The following is a 19145-nucleotide window of genomic DNA, read 5'->3' as shown; positions in this document are numbered from 1 at the left end:
GGCCGCCGCGGGGAATGGTTCGGCCGCCCTTTGCAATGAGCACCTATGCGCACCGGTGCGTATGGGTGCTCATTGCAAAGGTCAGCGGTCGGTGTTCGCGCCGCAGAGCACGAGGCACGCCAGCTCGCCCGGAACGCGGCCGGCCAGCCAGGCGGCGAACGGCACCGCGGCCGCCGGCTCGACCAGCAGCCGGAACTCGTCCCACAGCCGTTCCCGGGCGGCCAGCAACTCGTCATCGGTGACCAGCACCGACGCGACCGGCGCGGCGGTGAGGACGGCGAACGGCAGCTCGCCCACCCGGGTCGCGCCCAGCGCGGACGACGCGACGGAGTCGACCTCCGCGTCGACCGGCTCGCCCGCGGCCAGCGCCTGGTGCAGGGCGCAGCAGTGCTCCGGCTCGACGGCGACGGTGACGCGGCCGCCCGCGGCCAGCGCCGTGCCGGCCGCCAGCCCGCCCCCGCCCACCGCGACGGCGATCGCGTCGACGTCCGGCGCCTCCGCCACCACCTCGGCCGCGACCGTCCCCTGGCCGGCGATGACGTCGGGGTGGTCGTAGGCGGGGAGGTACCGCGCGCCGGGCTCGGCCGCCGCGTCCGTGGCCGCCGCGGCCGCCTCGGCGTAGGTGCCGCCGTGCCGGACCAGCCGGGCGCCGGCCGCCTCGATGCGGCGTGCCTTCGTCTCGGGCACCGTCTCCGGCACGTACACCGTCGCGGGCAGGCCGAGCAGCCCTGCCGCCGTCGCGACGCCGAGCCCGTGGTTGCCGCCCGACGCCGTGACGACGTGCTGCGGCCGGTCGCCGCCGAGCAGCGCCGTCAGCGCGCCGCGCAGTTTGAACGAGCCGCTGCGCTGCAGGTGCTCGAGTTTCAGCAGCACCGGCCGGCCGTCGACCTCGGCGCGCAGCAGCGGGGTGTGCCGGATGTACTGGGCGATGGTCGCCGCGGCGGCGGCCACCGCGGCCGGCCCGGGCAGGTTCGTCGACGTCGTCACCGTCCCACCTTGTGCCCTTCCGGCCGCGGACGCCAACCAGCGGGCGACCGGCTCAGGCGAGTGCGGCCTCGAGCGCCTGGAGGTGGGCGCGGCTGCGTGCCCGCGCCGCACCGGCGTCGCGGCCGGCGATGGCGTCCACCAGGTCGGCGTGCGCGTCCTGATCGGCGTCGTCGCCGTGGTCGTCGCGGAGCCGGAGCAGCTCGATCATGGCCTGGCGCAGCCGCGGGGTGAAGCCGTCGAAGAGCTCGATGAGAATCGGGTTGTGCGCGGCGACGACGATGGCGCGATGGAACGCCGTGTCGGCGTCGACGAGGTCCGCCGTGCTCGCGCCGCGTCGCTGATCTCGGTCGGCGAGTGCACGGCGGACGGCCCGCAGGTCCGTCGGCGTGCGCCGTTCGGCGGCCAGCGCCGCGGCCTCGGTCTCGACGGCGATGCGCGCCTCGATCACCGACACGATGTCCGCCCGGCGCAGCACGACGTCCCAGTCGTCGGGCACGTCGAGCGCCGTGACGAACACCCCGGCGCCCTGCCGTGAGGCGAGCACGCCGCGCCCGGCGAGCTGGCGGATCGCCTCGCGGACGGTGGACCGGCCGACGCCGAGCTGCGGCGCGAGCGTCGTCTCACCCGGCAGTTTCGCGCCGAGCGCCCACTCGCCCGACCTGACGCGCGCGAGCAGCAGCTCAGCGGCCTGATCCGCGAGCGGCGACCGTCTCACCTGTGCCATGCGTGTCAGTACCCATCTACTTGTCTGAGGAGTCGTGGTAGATTCTACCCGTGTTCGCCCGCGAGGTCCTTCTTCTTCGTCGCCACGGCGGGGGCTAGCCAGACCGGCTCCCCCGACGTGGAGCCGATGCCTGTGCCGGTCGCCCGAAGTGCACCCGAAGGACCTTCCCGATGACCGTCACGTTCCCCCGCATCTCCACGCCCGCCGGCCCGGTGCCGGACGGGGCCGCGCCCTGGAATCGGCAACGTCACTCGCAGCTCCCCTCGCACCGCTACGCCGACGTGTACGCGCGGGTCGAGGTACCGCTCGCCGAGCGCGACTGGCCGACGCGACGGCTGACGGCCGCGCCGCTGTGGGTCCCGGTCGACCTGCGCGACGGCAACCAGGCGCTGGCCGAGCCGATGGACCCCGCCCGCAAACGCCGCTTCTTCGAGCTGATGGTGGCGATGGGTTACAAGGAGATCGAGGTCGGCTACCCGTCCGCCTCGCGAACCGACCACGACTTCGTGCGCCTGATCGCCGAGACAGACCTCGCCCCTGACGACGTCACGATCGTCGTGTTCACCCCGGCGCGCCGTGACCTCATCGAGCGTACCGTCGCCTCGATCCAGGGCATCCGCAACGAGGTGGTCATCCACCTGTACACCGCCACCGCACCGGTCTGGCGTGACGTCGTGCTCGGGCGCGGACGCGACGAGCTGACGCGGCTGATCCTCGACGGCGGCCGCGACGTGCTGGAGTTCGCGGGCGACTTGCCGAACGTGCGGTTCGAGTTCTCGCCCGAGGTGTTCAACCTGACCGAGCCCGACTACGCGCTCGAGGTCTGCGACGCCATGACCGCGTTGTGGCAGGCGAGCCCGGAGCGTCCGGTCATCCTGAACCTGCCCGCCACCGTCGAGGTCGCCACGCCGAACGTGTACGCCGACCAGATCGAGTACATGCACAAGAACCTCGCGCGCCGCGACAGCGTGATCCTCTCCGTCCACCCGCACAACGACCGCGGCACCGGCGTCGCCTGCGCCGAGCTGGCGGTGCTCGCCGGAGCCGAACGTGTCGAGGGCTGCCTCTTCGGCAACGGTGAGCGCACCGGGAACGTCGACATCGCCACCCTCGCGCTCAACCTGCACGCCCAGGGCGTCGACCCGATGATCGACTTCTCCGACATCGACGAGATCCGCCGCACGGTCGAGTACTGCAACCGCATCGACGTGCATCCGCGTCACCCGTACGTCGGCGACCTCGTGCACACGGCGTTCAGCGGCACCCACCAGGACGCGATCAGGAAGGGCCTCGCCGAGCATCGGGCCCGAGCCGCCACCGAGTCGCGGCCCGAGCGCGACATCGCCTGGCGGGTGCCCTACCTGCCGATCGACCCGGCCGACCTCGGGCGCAGCTACGACGCCGTGATCCGGGTGAACTCCCAGTCGGGCAAGGGCGGCATCGCCTACCTGCTGGAGAGCGCCTACGAGGTCGAGCTGCCCCGGCGCCTGCAGATCGATCTCGCCGGACGGGTGCAGCAGCACACCGACGACTCCGGCGACGAGATCACCGCCGCAGAGATCTGGGCGATCTTCCAGGACAGCTACTGCGTGACAGCCGGCGACGCGACCATCGAGCTGGCCGGCTACGAGACGTCCGAGTCCGAGGGCCGTGGTCGCACCCGGATCGTGCTCCGTGCACGCGGCGAGGAGCACGTCAGCAGCCACGACGGCGTCGGCCCGGTCGAGGCGCTGACCGCGGCGCTGACCGCACTCGGCGCCGGCATCGAGGTGCTCGACCTGCATCAGAGCAGCATCGGGCCGGGCAGCGACAGCGACGCGCTCACCGTCGTCGAGTACCGCCACGCCGGTGGCGTCGGCTGGGCGGCCGGCCGAGCGGGATCGGTGCTCGCCGCGAGCCTGGCCGCCGTTATAGCCGCGGCCGACCTGGCCGAACGGGAACCGGCGCTCACGTCCTAGGCGAGATGCCCGGCGAGCTCGTGCAGCGTCGCGATGCTGTGCGGCTCGCCGGCCGGGCCGGTGCCGCGGCGGTCGAGGTGGACGGCGCGCAGGCCGGCGGCGCGAGCGGCGACGACGTCGAGGTGGTGGTCGTCGCCGACGTAGAGGATGGTGGCGGGGTCGAGGCCGAGCTCGGCGCACAGGGCGGCGTAGGCGCGCGGGTCGGGCTTCGCGCTGCCCAGTGCCTCGGCGGTGAGCACCGGCCCGACCCGGCTGGCCAGCCCGATGACCTCGACCTTGTCGTGCTGCATGTCCTCGGGCCCGTTGGTGAGGATCGCGGTGCGCAGCCCGGCCGCCGCCACCAGCTCCAGCGCCACTTCGGCGTCGTCGAAGCGCTGCCAGCCGGCGCGGTAGGAGGCGAAGTAGTCGCGCCACAGCGCGTCGAGGCCGGGCTGGTCGACCGGCGGGCGGCCGATCAGCTCGAGCAGCTCGCCGATGCGCCGGCGCCGCTGCTCGGCCATGCTGACATGGCCGTCGCGCCAGGCGTTGAAGTGGCGGTCCTGCAGCTCGAACCAGGCGGCGGTCAGCTCGGGTGTCGCGGGACCGTGGATGGACGACAACCAGGCGCCGAAGCCGCGGGCCGCGGATCCGGAGTGATCGAAGAGCGTGTCGTCGAGATCGAACACCACCGCCGCGAGCTGAGCCACGCCTCCACCCTACGTGGACCGGATCCAGACCCGTTCGCCGTCCTCGTAGCGGTCGGTCGCGCGCAGCCCGGCCGACCGGGCGACCGCCATGGACGCCTGGTGCTCGGGGTGCACGTGCGCGGTGACGGTCTGGACGCCGCGCGCGTCGAGCCACTCGACCAGCGCGACGGCGGCCGCGGTGGCGTAGCCCTGCCCCTGGAAGGCGGCGCCGACGATCCAGGCGATCTCCGCCTGCCGGCCTTCGTCGGTGACGGTCGCCTGGACGGTGCCGACGGCGCGGGCGTCGGGCGTGCGGCGCACGATCCAGTTGTGCCACTGCTGCCGTCCGTCAGGCGACCGACCGGCGACGAGGCGGGCATAGCGCTCGCGCAGCCACGTCAGCGTCGGCGGCGCACCGCCGATGAAGGTGTACAGCGCGGGGTCGCTCAGCACCTCGACCATGTCGTCGGCGTCGTCGACGGTGAGCGGGACCAGCTCGAACCGGCTGGTGACGATGCGGCTCACAGCCGGCTCGCCACGACCGTCGCGGGCCGCCCGACGAACGCGCCGTAGCCGTCGGCGGCGGCCTGCAGCCCGGGCGTCGCGGCCGCGCGCAGCGGCTCGTACAGCCCGATGTCGAGGACCACCTCGCGCGCCTTCAGCGTCCGCCGCCATCGTCCGGCCACCTGGGTGCCGAGCAACAGCACCCCGTTGGCGACGTCGAGCCGGGCGCCCGCGGTGACGTCGGCGAGGTCGAGCAGCCGCTTGCTCTCGGTGTAGCCGACCAGATACTCGTCGTAGGCCTGCAGCAGGTGGACGGCGGTCTCGTCGACGACGGTGTCGGCGGCGCCGGCCGCGGACCAGTAGGTGACGCCGTCGACGTCGATGCTCTCGAGCGCGTCGCCCGCCGCGGCCAGGCCGGTGGCGAGGTCGGCGAGCGTGAGGCTGGACCACCATGACAGGTCCTTCGCCGTGGCCGGGCCGTGGCTGGTGAAGAACCGCCGGACCAGCCGGGCCAGCGCGTCGTCGCGGTCGAGTGGGGCGGCCGCCGGCGCCCGCTCGTCGAGCAGCGCGTAGGTGTGCTGCTTGCCGCGCAGCGGGCCGCTGCACACGACCTGCTCCAGCTCGGCGAAGCCGAGGATGTAGCCGAGCCGGATGCCCGTGGCGACGATGCCGTGCCGCTCGAGCACGGCCGCCACCTCGGCGCGGGTCAGGTGGTTTCCGCCCGCGACGGCGTCGGCGACGAGCCCGGCCGTCCGCCGCAGCAGCGCGTCGTCGAGCTCGCACTGCCGGTAGTAGTACGCGTTCAAGGCGTGCACGCGCGGCGCGGTCAGCGCCAGCAGCCAGCGGATGTCGGCGGGCGTGACGAAGTGCCAGGTCGGCCGCAGGACGTGGGTGCGCAGCAGCTCGCCGCCGGCGAAGGCGCGGTCGAGGTCGGGGTCGGTGACCGCGCCGCCGAGGCGCTGCGCCACACCCCACTTCGCCGGGTGGTAGTCCTGCGACTGCACCGCGCCGAACCAGCCGACCACCTCGGCCGGCGTGGACGCGTCGAGCGGGCCGCCGAGGCCGACGGTGCGCAGCCGGCGGCGGACCAGCTCGGCGTCGTCCACCGCTCAGCCCTGCCGTGCGGCCCAGCGGCGGACGACCTCGTCGAGGACGCCCATCGGCAGCGGGCCGTTGCCCAGCACGACGTCGTGGAAGCCGCGTAGGTCGAAGCCGTCGCCGACGGCGGCCGCGGCCTCGGCGCGGATGCGCTGGATCTCGAGCCGGCCGACCATGTACGCGAGCGCCTGGCCGGGCGCGGAGATGTAGCGGTCGACCTCGGTCTCGATCTCGAGCCGGCTGGTGGCGGAGTGGGCGACCATGAAGTCGACCGCCTGCTGCCGGCTCCAGCCCTTGGCGTGCAGCCCGGTGTCGACGACCAGCCGGCAGGCCCGCATGGAGTCTTCGCTGAGCATGCCCAGGATCGCGGTGTCGTCGGAGTACAGGCCCATCTCGTCGGCCAGCCGCTCGGCGTACAGGCCCCAGCCCTCGTCGAACGCGGTGACGTTGGCCAGCCGGCGCAGCAGCGGGAGGTCGGTCAGCTCCTGGGCGATGGTGAGCTGGAAGTGGTGGCCGGGCACGCCCTCGTGGAACGCGACGGATTCGGCGGCGTACCGGTCGCGCTTCTCGGCCTCGTAGGTGTTGGCGAAGTAGGTGCCCGGGCGGCTGCCGTCCATGGCCGGCTGCATGTAGTAGGCGCCGGGCGCGCCCGGGGCCTCGGCCGCGGGCACCGCCTCGACGACGCAGCTCTGCGACGGCAGCCGGCCGAACCACTGCGGCGCGACCTGCTCGGCCCGCTTGATGGCCGAGCGCGCGGCCCGCAGCAGCTCGTCGCCGTCGCGCCAGCGCATGGCCGGGTCGGTGCGCAGCCGCTGCAGGATCTCGCCCAGCTCGCCCGTGCCGAAGACCCGGCCGCCGACGGCCGCGTACTCCTCGGTGAGACCGGCCAGCACGTCGAGGCCGGTCTGGTGCAGTTCGTCGGGCGTGCGCGTGGTGGTGGTGTGGCCCTTGGTGAGCTTGGCGTAGAACTCGTCGCCGCCCGGCAGCCAGCACAGCCCGCCGTGGTCGTCGGGGCGGCCGTGCGGGACGACGTCGGCGGCGACGGCGTCGCGGTAGCGGCCGACGGCGGGGTGGACGACCTCGGCGAGCAGGCGGTCGCGCTCGGCCCGGAACGCCGCGGCGTCGGCGCCGCTGCCGGCGGCCGGCTCGGGCCGGCGGAGTGGATCGTCGCCGGGGTTGGCGAGGTAGCGGGTGAAGTGCTCGACCGTGGCCTCGGCCAGCCGCCGCACGGGCAGCCGGCCGGCGGCGATGCCCGCGCGGTGCCGCTCGGCGATGGCGTCGAGCATGGCCGGCAGCGCGGCCAGCCGGGCGAGGTAGCCGTCGGCGTGGGCGGGCTCGGTGATGCCGGTCATCGGCAGGAAGGACAGCGTGGCCGGCGCGGGCGCGAAGAAGGAGTCGGTGACGGTGTACTCGACGGCGCGCACGGCGAGGCGGTCGCGCTCGGTCTCGATCTGCTGCAGGATGACCGCCCGCGTGATGCGCTCGGCGTCGTCGAGCCCGGCCGGGTCGACGGCCTCGGTGCGCGCCGCGATGTCGGCCAGCCGGGCGTCGGCCGCCGCCTCGCCGGCCTCGGTGTAGTCGGTGAGCTGGTCTTCGCGGTCGCGGAAGCCCAGCAGCGAGGCCTCCAGCGGGTTCGCGTCGAAGACAGCGTCGATGAGTTCGTCGGCGAGCTGGGCGATGGTCATGCGGCACTCCCACGGGGTCGGCTCGTGGGGATGACGCTATCCCGGCGGGCCGACAGCGCGACAACGGATATCGCCAGCGCCGCGGCGAGTGCCGCGCTCACCGTCGCCGCCAGCACGATCCCGTCGGTGAAGGCCTCGCGCGCGGCAGCGAGCCCGGTACCGTCCTCCGCCGCCGCGAGCGCAGCGCCCAGCGTGTCCGCGCCTGTGCCGGCGCCGCGGAACACCGCCGCCACCACGCTGCCCAGGACGGCGATGCCGAGCGCGCCGCCCAGCTGCGGAGCCATCGACGACAGCGCCGCCGCGGCCCCGGCCCGCTCCGGCGGCGCCGCGCCGACGACCTGGTCGGTGGCCAGCGCCATCATCGGGCCGAGGCCCGCCGACACCGTCACCGATCCGGCGACCAGCAGGCCCAGGCCCGAGGTCGCGGTCAACTGGGTGAGCAGCACGAAGCCCGCCGCCGACACCGTCAGGCCCACGCCGATCACCACGCTCGGACGGACCCGGCGGGCCAGCCGCGGTGCCAGCAGCGACCCCACGATCACCCCGGCCGCCGACGGCGCCGTACACAGCCCAGCAAGTAAGGGTGACAAGCCACGGACGAGTTGCAGGTACTGCGCCAGGTAGTAGTTGGCGCCCCAGAGCACGAAGATGCCGGCCGCCAGCGTCGCGACCGCCACCGAGAACGCCGGGTCGCGGAACAACCGCACGTCGACCATCGGGTCCGCGAGCACCCGCTGCCGGCCGACGAACAGCACGCCCACGACCGCCCCGCCGACGACCCCCGTGACGGCCGCCCAGCCCGCGCCGCCCGCCGCGATCTCCTTCAGCCCCCACACCAGCGGCAGCACCGCACCCATCGACAACCCCACGCTGACGACGTCGATGCGCGTCGTGGTCGTCGTCTCGCCCGCGGGCAGCAGAATCGGGCCGAGCGCAAGGATCAGCACCATCACCGGCACGCCGAGCAGGAACACCGAGCCCCACCAGAACCGCTCCAGCATCGCGCCCCCGACCAGCGGCCCGATCGCGGTGCCGCCGGAGACGCTGGCGATCACGACGCCCACGGCGACCGCCCGCTGCCGCGCGTCCCGGAACATCGTCGCCGTCAACGACAGCGTCGACGGCATCAGCGTCGCCCCGGCCACGCCGAGCAGCGCCCGCGCCGCGATCAGCGTCTCGGCGGTGGGCGCCCACGCGGCGAGCACCGACAGCACCCCGTACGCGGCGGCGCCGATCATCAGCAGCCGCCGCCGGCCGATCCGGTCCCCGGCCGCGCCGAGCGCCAGCATCGACCCGGCCAGCAGGAACGCATACACGTCGACGATCCACAGCAGCTGCGTCCCAGACGGCCGCAAGTCGGCGTCGATGGCCGGCAGCGCGAGATGGGTGACGGTCAACTCCAGCGACGCCAGCACCGCGACGACGCACAGCACGGCCAGCCCGGCCCACGCCCGGCGAGAGGTTTGCGTAGTAGTCACGGACCACAGCAGACAACCTCAAGAATTGTTGAGGTCAAGTCGGCGTCCACGACTGGCCGTCGCGGGCGCTGACGAAGGGCCCGGGAGCATGCGACCTGCGGGTGGCGCGGGCGTGCGTGGTGGCGCGGGCGTGCGTGGTGGCGCGGGCGTGCGTGGTGGCGCGAGCGTGGGTGCGTAGCGACGCGGGCGTAGTGGCGCGGGCGGGCGTGCGGCGTGCGGCGCGACGTTGTCGGTGCCCGCCCGTAGGGTGGGCACCCTCCCTAGAGGGGCGGGTCATACCTACCCCCACGCGACGCCGCTTCGGTCCCACCCCACCTCGCCAGGTCTTGGCCAGTTGCTGACCATGATCGTCCAGGCTTTGGGGTGCTATCACGCCCCAGAACCTGGATGATCTTGGAGCAGCAGCGGCCAGCGAAGCGCAACCCCCAGCGGAGCCGGTCGCCACACCCGAAGCGGCCCGTGAGCGGCCAGCGGACCAGGAGCACAGCGAGCAGGAGAGCCGGGCCCATTGTTCGGCCGGCCCCCTGACGCTGCTTGAACGGGGGCGCGGGCGGCCGGGTCAAGCGGTCTCCTGCCGCGCGAAGCGCCAACACAAGAGGTCCGCTTGAGGCGGCCGCCCGCGCCCCCGACACTGGAAGCAGCAGGGGGCAGGCGCGACGGTACGAACCAACGAACGGGTGCCCGGCGCGACTAGAACTCGGCCCGCAGCTCCGTCGCCCGAGCGGCCACCGTGGCGAGCACCCGCCGCGTCGTCGCCAGTTCGGCGGTGTCGATGCCCGCGTACACCTGCGCCGTCACCCCGACCACGCTCGCGTACAAGTCGTCGTACTGGGCGCGGCCGTCGGCCGTCAGGCCGATCTGCTCGAAGCGGTCGTACGCCAGCAGCCCGCGCTCCTCCAGCGAGCAGAGCACCGCCGTGGCCTCGACAGGGTCGATGTCGAGCGCCAGGACGAGGCCGTCGCGCAGGGACGGCTGCGACACCCGGTCCGGCGCGGTGCCCAGGGTGCGCAGCGCGACCCACTCGGCGAGCGTGACGCCCTTGGTGTCGAGGACGACGCCGAGGAGGGAGTGGATGGCCTTGGCCGCGGCGCCGATGTCGACGCCGACGAGCGGGGTGATGATCACGGGGTCCTCCCGAGGTCGGGCGGCGGTGCGTCGAGCAACGTCGTGAGGGTGGCGACGAACTCGCGGGTCCGTTCGCTGTCGCGCCCGCCGAGCGGCTCGGCGAGCTGGTTCTGCAGCGTCATGACGCGGGCGCCGGCGGCTTCGATGACTTCGGCGCCATGATCGGTGAGGGCGAGCCGGACGGCGCGGGAGTCGGCCGGGTCGGCGGTGCGGAGCAGCAGCTCGTTGCCCTCGAGCGTGCGGACCAGCTTGGAGACGAAGACGGGGTCGAGCCCGGTGTGGTCGGACAGTTCCCGCTGGCTCGGCTTCCCGCCGGCCCGCGTGACGCCGTAGAGGGTGGCGAGCACGGAGAACTGCGCCTGGGTGAGCCCGAACGGAGCGAGCGTGCGGTCGAGCAGCGCGCCCCACTTGGTCGCGAGCCGCCAGACGAGGTAGCCGGCGGTCGGGTCCTTCTTCATCACCCGAAAAACTGTACGTGGACACTATGTCCACGGCAACCTTTTATTCGGGCGCTCTACAGTCGCGGGTCGACCGGCTCCGATTCCAGCGCCAGCACGGCGAACACCGGCTCGTGCACCCGCCACAGCGGCTCGGACCGGGCCAGCCGCTCCAGCGACTCCAGCCCGAGCGCGTACTCCCGCAGCGCCAGTGACCGCTTGTGCCCGAGCCCGCGGTCCTTCAGCCGCTCCAGGTGCACCGGCAGCGTGTAGTCGGGCCCGTAGATGAGGCGCAGGTACTCGCGCCCGCGCACCTTGAGCCCCGGCTGCACCAGCCCCTTCGCGCCGCGGGTGAGGTTGGCGGCCGGCTTGACGACCATCCCTTCGCCGCCGCCGTCGGTGAGCGCCGACCACCAGTCGACCCCGGCCGCGACGGACGACGGCGCGGACGGGGCGACCTCCAGGCGCCGGGTGGGCCGGAACAGGACGGGGTCGGCGGCGACCAGGCGGTCGGCCAGCCCCAGGTGCCACAGGTGCGGCCGGTCGTGCCAGGTCGCACCCTCCGACGCGAGCAGCTGGAACGGCGCCAGCTGCACGCCGTCGAGCCCGTCGACCGGCCAGACGTAGCGCCGGTACGCGTCGGTGAAGGCCGCCGCGTTCGCCGAGCGCGCCGTCATCCGCGTGAGCAGGGCCCCGACGTCGAGACCGCGCGACGCCGCGAGCGACAAGGCCGACGCCGCCGCGGGCAGCGCCGACCGCGCCGCCGCGCCGACGGAGGCGTACTGGCCGCGCAGCAACGCCTCGGCCTTCGCCGACCACGGCAGCAGTTCGGCGTCGAGCAGCAGCCAGTCGGTCCCGAGCTCGTCCCACAGCCCGGCGCCGTCGACGGCCGCACGCACCCGGTCCAGCAGGATCGCCGTCAGAGACGAGGAGAAGAACGACCGCCCCGTCCGCGTGTACACCGCGCCCGTCTCGCCGGCCGGCGCGCCGAACCGGCGCGTGGCCGCCGCCTGGTCGCGGCAGACCAGCACGACGGCGCGCGAACCCATGTGCTTCTCCTCGCACACCACCTGGTCGACGCCGTCGGCGGCGAACGCCGCGAACGCCTCGGCCGGGTGCTCCAGGACGTCCGGCAGCGGCGACGTGGCGACCGGCGCCATGGTCGGCGGCAGGTACGGCAGCCAGCGCGGATGCAGCGCGAACCGGCTCATGACCTCCAGCGCGCCGGCCGCGTTCTCGGCCCGCACCGAGACCCGGCCGTGGTGCGCGGTCTCGACGACGCGCTTGCCGAGCACGTCGGTGAGGTCGAGCTCGTCGCCGCCACGGCCGGGCGACGGCGACGGCGCCGCCAGCGGCTTGACCGGCTCGTACCAGACCCGCTCGGCCGGCACCTGCACGACCTCGCGCTCGGGTAGCGCAGCGCGGTGAGGTGCCCGCCGAACACGCAGCCGGTGTCGAGGCACATCGTGTTGTTGACCCACTCGGGCTCCGGCGTCGGCGTGTGCCCGTACAGCACCATCGCGCGGCCGCGGTACTCGTTCGCCCACGGGTAGCGGACCGGCAGGCCGAACTCGTCGGTCTCGCCGGTGGTGTCGCCGTAGAGCGCGAACGAGCGGACCCGCCCGGACGCGCGTCCGTGGTAGGCCTCCTTGAGTCCCGCGTGCGCGACCACGAGCTTCGCGTCGTCGAGGACGAGGTGCGAGACCAGGCCGCGGCACCACTCGCGCACCGCGACGGTGAACTCCGGCGGCTCGGCCTTCAACTGGGCCAGCGTCTCGGCCAGTCCGTGCCCGACCTTCACCTGCTTGCCGTCGAGGGCGCGGATCAGCTTGTGCTCGTGGTTGCCGGGGACGGCGAGCGCGTGCCCGGCCGCCGTCATGCCCATGGCCAGCCGCAGGACGCCCGGGCTGTCGGGGCCGCGGTCGACGAGGTCGCCGAGGAAGACCACCCGCCGTCCCTCGGGGTGGACGGCGTCGACGGCGCGGCCGGCGTCGTCGCGCACCAGGGCGTAGCCGAGGCGGTCGAGCAGCGCCTCCAACTCGGCCCGGCAGCCGTGCACGTCGCCGATGACGTCGAACGGGCCGTGCTCGTCGCGGCGGTCGTTGTACAGCCGCTCCCGCGTGATCGTCACCGACTCGATCTCGTCGATCGAGCGCAGGACGTGCACCTGCCGGAAGCCCTCTTTCGCCAGTCCGCGCAGCGACCGGCGCAGCTGGTCGCGCTGGCGCCGGACGACGTGCGGCCCGAAGTCGCGGTCGGGGCGCTCGCGGTTGCGCTCGACGCACACGCTCTCGGGGAGGTCGAGGACGATCGCGACCGGCAGCACGTCGTGCGCCTTGGCGAGGTCGACGATCTTGCGCCGGGCGTCGCGCTGCACGTTGGTGGCGTCGACGACGGTGAGCCGGCCGCCGGCCAGCCGCTTCCCGGCGATGTAGTACAGGACGTCGAACGCGTCGCCGCTGACGGTCTGGTCGTTCTCGTCGTCGGCGACGAGGCCGCGGCAGAAGTCGCTGGACACCACCTCGAACCGGCCGAAGTGCTGGGCGGCGAAGGTCGACTTGCCGGACCCGGACACGCCGACCAGCGCGACGAGTGACAGCTGCGGGATGGCGATGGACGTGCTCATGCCGGTGCCTCCGTCCGGGTGAAGACGGCCAGCTGGGTCGGCGGGCCGGCGTCGGGATCGGCCTCGCCGACGGGCGCGAACGCGACGGTGTACCCGTGCACGGCCGCGACCCGCGACGCCCAGTCGGCGAACTCGGCCCGGGTCCACTCGAACCGGTGGTCCTGGTGCCGCAGCGCGCCCGCGTCCATCCCCGGGAACAGCACGTTGTACTCGGAGTTCGGGGTGGTGACGACGACCGCGCGCGGCCGCGCGTGCCCGAACACCGTCCGCTCGAGGTCGGGCAGGCGGTCCGGGTCGACGTGCTCGACCACCTCCATGAGCACGACGGCGTCGAAGCCGGCCAGGCGGTCGTCGCGGTAGGTGACCGACGACTGCAGCAGCGTGATGCGGGCTCGCTGGCGATCGCCCATGCGGTCGAGCCGGAGCCGGTCGGCCGCCTTCTCCAGCACCCGCGGCGCGACGTCGGCGCCGACGATCTCCGTGAACGACAGGTCGGCCAGCAGCTCGCGCAGCAGCGCGCCCTCACCGCAGCCGAGGTCGACGACGCGGTGCGCGCCGGCCGTTCGCAACTGCTCGACGACGGCCGTCCTGCGCAGCGTCGCCAACGAGACCGCCGCCGGCGGATCGAACTCCTCGGCGACCTCCTCCGGCGCGGAGTCGTCCAGCTCGGTGAGACGGGCCAGCGCGTCGGCGACGAAGCCGCGCTTGTGCGCGAGGTAGCGCGTGACGATGGAGTCGCGCCGCGGGTGCTGCGCCAGCCAGGAGCCGCCGGTGCGGATCAGTTTGTCGACCTCGTCGCTGCTCACCCAGTAGTGCTTCGCGCCGTCGAGCACCGGCAGCAGCACGTAGAGGTGCGACAGCGCCTGGTCCAGCGGCAGGGTGCCGCGCAACGTCACGTCGGCGTAGCGGGAGTCGCCCCACGCGGGCAGCTCCGGGTCCAGCGGCCGCACCTGCGCGTCGACCGTCCAGCCGAGCGGCTCGAACAGCCCGGCGACGACGTCGGCTCCGCCTCGCGACGGCAGCGCCGGGACGTGCACCTCGAGCGGCAGCGGCACGCCGACCAGCTCAGGCCGTGCGTCGCAGCGGCCCTTCAGCGCCGACCCGAACACCCGGCCCAGCGCCACCGACAGCATCGACGACGCCGCGTACGGCCGGTCGTTGACGTACTGCGCGAGGCTCAGCGCGTCGCCGCCGAACCGCCGTCCGCGCACCAGCCCGATCGGGTCGACCTCGAGCAGCAGCGCCACCGTGCACCGCTCGTCGGTCGCCTCCGGGTAGAAGACGTGCGCGACGCCGACGCTCAGCTCGAAGCGCTGGACCCGCTCGGGATGTTTGTGCAGCAGGTAGCCGAGGTCGCTGGCGTGGGCGGCGGTCGAGGTCAGGGTCAGCAGCACCGGACCATTGTCGCCGCCGGGATACTCCGCGACGAGGTGATTTTCACCCGGCCTTGTCGAGGTCGAGACGAGGATCGTCGTGATGCGGGACATCGGGCACGGCGAAGGTGAACACGAAGCAGCCGTGCTCGCCCTCCGCGTCGTAGTGCTCGATGAGTTCACCGAGGTAGCCGGGGAACGACCGAGGTCCGAGGACGATGCCGGGAGCGGTGTGGGAGAACTCGCTGCCGACCAGAAGCGTCACCCGGTCCGGGTGTGCCCGGCGTGCAGATCGCGGAGCGAAGACTTCCGTCCAGAGGTGGCTCGGCGACGGATTCTCGCTCCTGGGAGTGAGGACGCCGCCGGTGGCCGGCGCCGATACTGGGCAGGTGGCGCGACTCAACGAGTACGGCGAGCGACTGGCGGCGTGGGCGCGCGGCCTGCCGCCGGTCGCCGTCGACGCCACCATCGCGGCCGCCTGCGCGCTCTACGTCATCTTCAACGCCGGGGTGGCCGACAAGCTGGCCTGGTGGGTGCCGCTGGCGGCGTCGGTCAACGCGCTGCCGCTGCTGTGGCGCCGCCAGTACCCGTTCGCCGTCGCCGCCATCACCGGCCTGTCGACGACCGTGCTGGCCAGCGCGGACGTGCTGTCCGACGTGCCGGCGGCGCAGCTGGTCGCCACCTACACGTTCGCCGCGCTGTCGCCGCCGCTGAAGCGGCTGATCGCGGTCGTGGCGACGGCCGTCGGCATCACCGTCTCGATCGTCATCCCGCACGACGAGGCGCTGAATCTCGGCATGATCGGCATCATGTTCGCCGTCGCGTACGCGCTGGGCACCGCGGCCCGGGCCCGCCGCGACCGCATCGCGATGCTCGAGGAGCGCGCGCTGCGCCTGACCCAGGAGCACGAGACCGCCGCCACCCGCGAACGCGAGCGCATCGCCCGCGAGGTGCACGACATCCTCGCCCACTCGATGGGCCTGGTCGTGGTGCAGGCCGAGGCCGGGCCGATCGCCGTCCGGCACGACCCCGACCGCGCGGAGCAGATGTTCGATACCATCTCCGACACCGCCCGCGACGCGCTCGCCCAGCTGCGCCGGGTGCTCGGCGTGCTGCGCGCGACCGACGACGGCGGCGAGCGCGCGCCCCAGCCCGGCCTCGACGCGCTCCCCGGACTGGTCCAGCGGGTCGGCGACGCGGGGCTGACGGCGACGCTCAGCGAGGACGGCGCGCCGCGTCCGGTCCCCGCCGACGTCGCGACGACGGCGTACCGCATCGTCCAGGAGTCGCTGACGAACACCGTCAAACACGCCGCCGCCGGGCGCGTCGACGTGCGGCTGACCTGGGCCGACGACCTGCTGCGCATCGAGGTGGCCGACGACGGCGGCGGCCCGGCGAGCGGGCCCGGCAGGCCGTCGTCCAACGGCGGCGGGCACGGCCTGATCGGCATGCGCGAACGGGTCGCCGCGGCGGGCGGGACGCTCGACACGGGGCCGGGCCCCGGCGGCGTGGGCTTTCGCGTCACGGCCTCCCTGCGCTTGTATTAGGGCGTGCCCGACCCGACCATCCGCGTGCTGATCGCCGACGACCAGGCGCTGGTGCGCGGCGGCTTCGCGATGATCCTCGACGTCCAGCCCGACATCGCGGTCGTGGGCGAGGCCGAGGACGGCGTCAAGGCCGTCGCCGCCGCGCGCGAGCTGCACCCCGACGTCGTGCTGATGGACGTCCGGATGCCGCACATGGACGGCATCGAGGCGGCCACCACGATCTGCCGCGAGACCGACGCCCGCGTGCTCGTGCTCACCACGTTCGACCTCGACGAGTACGTGTACGACGCGCTCCGGGCCGGCGCCAGCGGGTTCCTGCTCAAGGACATGCGCCGCGACGAGCTGGTCGAGGCGGTCCGCGTCGTCGCGTCCGGCGAGGCGCTGCTGGCGCCGTCGGTCACCCGCCGGCTCATCGCGGACGTCGTCGGCCGCGGCGGCGGGCCGCCCGGCGCCGGGCAGGGCGCGGCGGACGGCCGTCTCGACGCGCTGACCGCCCGCGAGACCGACACCCTGCGCCAGGTCGCCCGCGGGCTGTCCAACGCCGAGATCGCGGCCGAGCTGTTCGTCACCGAGCACACGGTGAAAACGCACGTGAGCAGCATGCTCAGCAAGCTCGGCCTGCGCGACCGCGTCCAGGCGGTCGTGCTCGCGTACGAGACCGGCCTGGTCACGCCGGGCGATTCTCACTCCTGAGAGCGAGAGCTCCACTCCTGGGAGCGGTGCGGTAATCCGCTCTCCACGGCGATCCGCCGGGTGGGGGTCCGAGGACACGATCGACACAGTCCAATCGGAACCCAGGAGGCCGTCATGTTACGCACCATCACCGGGTTCGCCGTCAGGCGGCCCGTCATCGTCATCCTCGTGTGGGTCGCGGTCCTCGCCGCCGGCTTCGGCATCGGCACCGGCGTGTTCGACCGCCTCACCTCCGACACCGGCGTCGTGCCGGGCAGCGAGTCGGCCCAGGCCGAGGAGCACGTCGACGACGCCGCCCCGCAGCCGGACGTCGTCACCGCCGTCGTCGAGGGCGCCACCCCCGAGGCGCTGGAGGCCGGCCTGGCCGACGTCGCGGCGCTGCCCGGGATCGCCTCGGTCTCGCCGCCGCTGCCGTCGGAGTCCGGCGACGCGGCCCTCGTCGAGATCGCGCTCTCGCCCGGCCTGGAGGACGACGGCGAGGGCGAGGCGTCGGCCGCTGCCGAGCGGCTGGAGTCGATCGACGCCACGTCCGTCGTGGTCGCCGGCGGCCCGCTGTCCGACGTCGAGTTCTCCGAGACCGCCCAGGAGGACGTCGCCCGGGCGGAGATGCTGTCCATGCCGGTCGTGCTGATCCTGCTGCTGCTGGTGTTCGGCGGGCTGCTCGCCGCCGGGCTGCCGCTGCTGATCGCGATGGTCGGCGTCGGCGCGACGTTCGGCATCCTGTTCGCGTTCAGCCAGGTCACGGACGTCTCGGTGTACGCGATCCAGATCACGACGATGCTGGCCGTCGGGCTCGCCGTCGACTACGCGCTGCTGATGGTGAGCCGGTTCCGCGAGGAGCGGCGGACGGCGCCCGACGTGCGCGAGGCCGTGCTGCGCACCTCGGCGACCGCCGGGCGGACGGTCGTGTTCTCCGGGCTGACGGTGGCCGTCGCGCTGGCCGGGCTGGTGGTCTTCAACGACCCGTTCCTGCGCTCGATGGGGCTGGCCGGGTCCGCCATCGTGCTGGCCGACATGGCCGCCGCGCTGACGCTGCTGCCGGCGATGCTGGCGAAGTTCGGCCACCGCGTCTCGCCGTCGCGCGAGAAGACCGGCGACGGCGTGTTCGCCCGGGTCGCCCGCGGCGTGCAGAAGCGCCCCGTCCTGACGCTGGTCACGACGGCGGCCGCGCTGGTCACGCTCGCGGCGCCGGTCGCGGACCTGCACATCTCGCAGGGCGACCCGCGGATGCTGCCGGCGTCGACCGACACCCGCGAACTGTGGACGCAGCTCACCACCCACTTCCCCGAGCAGGCCCGCTGGGCCGGCGACATCGAGATCGTCGCGTCGGCGCCCGAGAACGCCGTCGAGGGCCTGCGCGAGACCGTCGCGGATCTCCCCGGCATCGAGTCGGTCGAGGTCGTCCCGCTGACCGACGACCTCACCGGCCTGGCCGCGACCCCGTCCGGCGACGCCGAGGGCGCGGCCGCGCAGGACGCCGTCCGGTCGATCCGCGCGCTGGACCTGCCCTACGAGGTGCAGGTCGGCGGCGACACCGCGACGCTGGTCGACTACCGGGCGATGCTGGGCGACCGGCTGCCGTGGGCGATCGCGCTGGTGGCGATCGGCACGCTGGCCCTGCTGTTCGCGTTCACCGGGTCGATCCTGCTGCCGATCAAGGCGATCCTCACCAACCTGCTGAGCATCGGCGCCGCCCTCGGCGTGGTCGTCTGGGTCTTCCAGCAGGGTCACCTCGCCGGGCTGCTCGGCAGCGAGGGCCTCGGCTACCTGCACCTGACCGTCCCGATCCTGGTCGGCGCGATCGCGTTCGGGCTGTCCGTCGACTACGAGGTGTTCCTGCTGTCGCGGATCCGCGAGCGCTGGCTGGCCGGCGACGGCGCGCACGGCTCGGTGGTCGCCGGGCTGCAGCGCACCGGCGGCATCGTCACCGCGGCCGCCCTGATCATCGGCGTCGTCTTCACCGGGTTCGTGTTCGGCGGGTTCGCGCCGATCAAGGCGATCGGGCTGGGGCTGGTGCTGGCGATCGCGCTGGACGCGATCGTGGTCCGGATGCTGCTGGTCCCGGCGACGATGACGCTGCTCGGCAAGGGCAACTGGTGGCTGCCGCGGCCGCTGCGCCGGGTGCACGACCGGCTGGCGCTCACCGAGTCGGCGCCGTCGCCGCAGCCGACGCGCCGGGTGGAGGAGGTGCCGGCCGAGCGCGGGCCCGCGATGGTGGGCTGAGCCCTCGATGAATTCGGCCCGG

The 19145-nt window shown here is 73.8% G+C and carries 15 protein-coding genes and 1 pseudogene; 4 read left to right on the top strand and 12 right to left on the bottom strand.

Going from position 1 to position 19145, the window contains the following annotated elements:
- Positions 1-81 precede the first annotated feature (81 nt).
- Both BLV02_RS23945 and BLV02_RS23940 read right to left on the bottom strand, forming a co-directional pair.
- On the bottom strand, positions 82-969 hold the full coding sequence (locus BLV02_RS23945; RefSeq protein WP_342762404.1) for a serine/threonine dehydratase: 888 nt from the start codon (positions 967-969) through the stop codon (positions 82-84).
- 70 nt (positions 970-1039) lie between these two features.
- Entirely contained in the window at positions 1040-1711 is a 672-nt protein-coding gene (locus BLV02_RS23940) for a FadR/GntR family transcriptional regulator (protein WP_069109288.1), read from the bottom strand.
- Between the two features lie 170 nt (positions 1712-1881).
- Here BLV02_RS23940 and BLV02_RS23935 point away from each other — a divergent pair, with 170 nt between their 5' ends.
- Positions 1882-3669, top strand: a complete 1788-nt coding sequence (locus BLV02_RS23935) for a 2-isopropylmalate synthase (protein WP_069109289.1) — start codon at positions 1882-1884, stop codon at positions 3667-3669.
- Here the strand turns inward: BLV02_RS23935 and BLV02_RS23930 are convergent.
- From BLV02_RS23930 to BLV02_RS23885, 10 genes and pseudogenes are all read right to left on the bottom strand, one after another.
- Positions 3666-4355, bottom strand: a complete 690-nt coding sequence (locus BLV02_RS23930; protein ID WP_216093973.1) for an HAD family hydrolase — start codon at positions 4353-4355, stop codon at positions 3666-3668. The two genes, BLV02_RS23935 and BLV02_RS23930, sit on opposite strands and share 4 nt — an antisense overlap.
- A 9-nt stretch (positions 4356-4364) precedes the next feature.
- Positions 4365-4859 (bottom strand): GNAT family N-acetyltransferase, encoded by a 495-nt coding sequence (locus BLV02_RS23925; RefSeq protein ID WP_069109290.1) that lies wholly within the window; start codon positions 4857-4859, stop codon positions 4365-4367.
- Positions 4856-5944 carry a winged helix DNA-binding domain-containing protein gene (locus BLV02_RS37280; protein ID WP_069109291.1) on the bottom strand — a complete coding sequence of 363 codons (1089 nt, stop codon included), beginning with the start codon at positions 5942-5944 and terminating at the stop codon, positions 4856-4858. Before BLV02_RS37280 ends, BLV02_RS23925 begins: the two co-directional genes overlap by 4 nt.
- 3 nt (positions 5945-5947) lie before the next feature.
- Positions 5948-7621, bottom strand: a complete 1674-nt coding sequence (locus tag BLV02_RS23915) for a DUF885 domain-containing protein (RefSeq protein ID WP_069109292.1) — start codon at positions 7619-7621, stop codon at positions 5948-5950.
- Positions 7618-9099 carry an MFS transporter gene (locus tag BLV02_RS23910; RefSeq protein WP_216093974.1) on the bottom strand — a complete coding sequence of 494 codons (1482 nt, stop codon included), beginning with the start codon at positions 9097-9099 and terminating at the stop codon, positions 7618-7620. Before BLV02_RS23910 ends, BLV02_RS23915 begins: the two co-directional genes overlap by 4 nt.
- Before the next feature lie 690 nt (positions 9100-9789).
- Positions 9790-10224: a MarR family winged helix-turn-helix transcriptional regulator gene (locus BLV02_RS23905; protein ID WP_069109294.1), complete on the bottom strand. Its 435-nt coding sequence runs from the start codon at positions 10222-10224 to the stop codon at positions 9790-9792.
- Positions 10221-10682: a MarR family winged helix-turn-helix transcriptional regulator gene (locus tag BLV02_RS23900; protein WP_069109295.1), complete on the bottom strand. Its 462-nt coding sequence runs from the start codon at positions 10680-10682 to the stop codon at positions 10221-10223. The genes BLV02_RS23905 and BLV02_RS23900 overlap by 4 nt, the downstream gene beginning before the upstream one ends.
- Positions 10683-10738: 56 nt before the next feature.
- A pseudogene (locus BLV02_RS38365) lies at positions 10739-13287 on the bottom strand (polynucleotide kinase-phosphatase).
- Positions 13284-14681 carry a 3' terminal RNA ribose 2'-O-methyltransferase Hen1 gene (locus BLV02_RS23890; RefSeq protein WP_069109296.1) on the bottom strand — a complete coding sequence of 466 codons (1398 nt, stop codon included), beginning with the start codon at positions 14679-14681 and terminating at the stop codon, positions 13284-13286. Before BLV02_RS23890 ends, BLV02_RS38365 begins: the two are co-directional and overlap by 4 nt.
- A gap of 43 nt (positions 14682-14724) precedes the next feature.
- Positions 14725-14925 (bottom strand): hypothetical protein, encoded by a 201-nt coding sequence (locus BLV02_RS23885; protein ID WP_069109297.1) that lies wholly within the window; start codon positions 14923-14925, stop codon positions 14725-14727.
- Positions 14926-15049: 124 nt separating this feature from the next.
- On the opposite strand from BLV02_RS23885, the gene BLV02_RS23880 reads away from it, so the two are divergent.
- The 3 genes from BLV02_RS23880 to BLV02_RS23870 all read left to right on the top strand — a co-directional run bounded on the left by BLV02_RS23880 (position 15050) and on the right by BLV02_RS23870 (position 19123).
- Entirely contained in the window at positions 15050-16207 is a 1158-nt protein-coding gene (locus BLV02_RS23880) for a sensor histidine kinase (protein WP_069109298.1), read from the top strand.
- A gap of 3 nt (positions 16208-16210) precedes the next feature.
- Positions 16211-16900, top strand: a complete 690-nt coding sequence (locus tag BLV02_RS23875; protein ID WP_245737780.1) for a response regulator — start codon at positions 16211-16213, stop codon at positions 16898-16900.
- A 114-nt stretch (positions 16901-17014) separates the two neighbouring features.
- Entirely contained in the window at positions 17015-19123 is a 2109-nt protein-coding gene (locus BLV02_RS23870; protein ID WP_069109299.1) for an MMPL family transporter, read from the top strand.
- Positions 19124-19145: the final 22 nt, after the last annotated feature.

The organism is Jiangella alba, from assembly GCF_900106035.1.
GTDB lineage: Bacteria > Actinomycetota > Actinomycetes > Jiangellales > Jiangellaceae > Jiangella > Jiangella alba.
Note: the sequence above shows the minus strand (reverse complement) of the source record. Positions and strands in the feature narration are given on the sequence as shown.

Coding starts and splice junctions, on each gene's coding strand:
- BLV02_RS23940 (WP_069109288.1), bottom strand. CDS start 1,711: ATGGCACAGGTGAGACGGTCGCCGCTCGCGGATCAGGCCGCTGAGCTG.
- BLV02_RS23935 (WP_069109289.1), top strand. CDS start 1,882: ATGACCGTCACGTTCCCCCGCATCTCCACGCCCGCCGGCCCGGTGCCG.
- BLV02_RS23915 (WP_069109292.1), bottom strand. CDS start 7,621: ATGACCATCGCCCAGCTCGCCGACGAACTCATCGACGCTGTCTTCGAC.
- BLV02_RS23900 (WP_069109295.1), bottom strand. CDS start 10,682: ATGAAGAAGGACCCGACCGCCGGCTACCTCGTCTGGCGGCTCGCGACC.
- BLV02_RS23870 (WP_069109299.1), top strand. CDS start 17,015: ATGTTACGCACCATCACCGGGTTCGCCGTCAGGCGGCCCGTCATCGTC.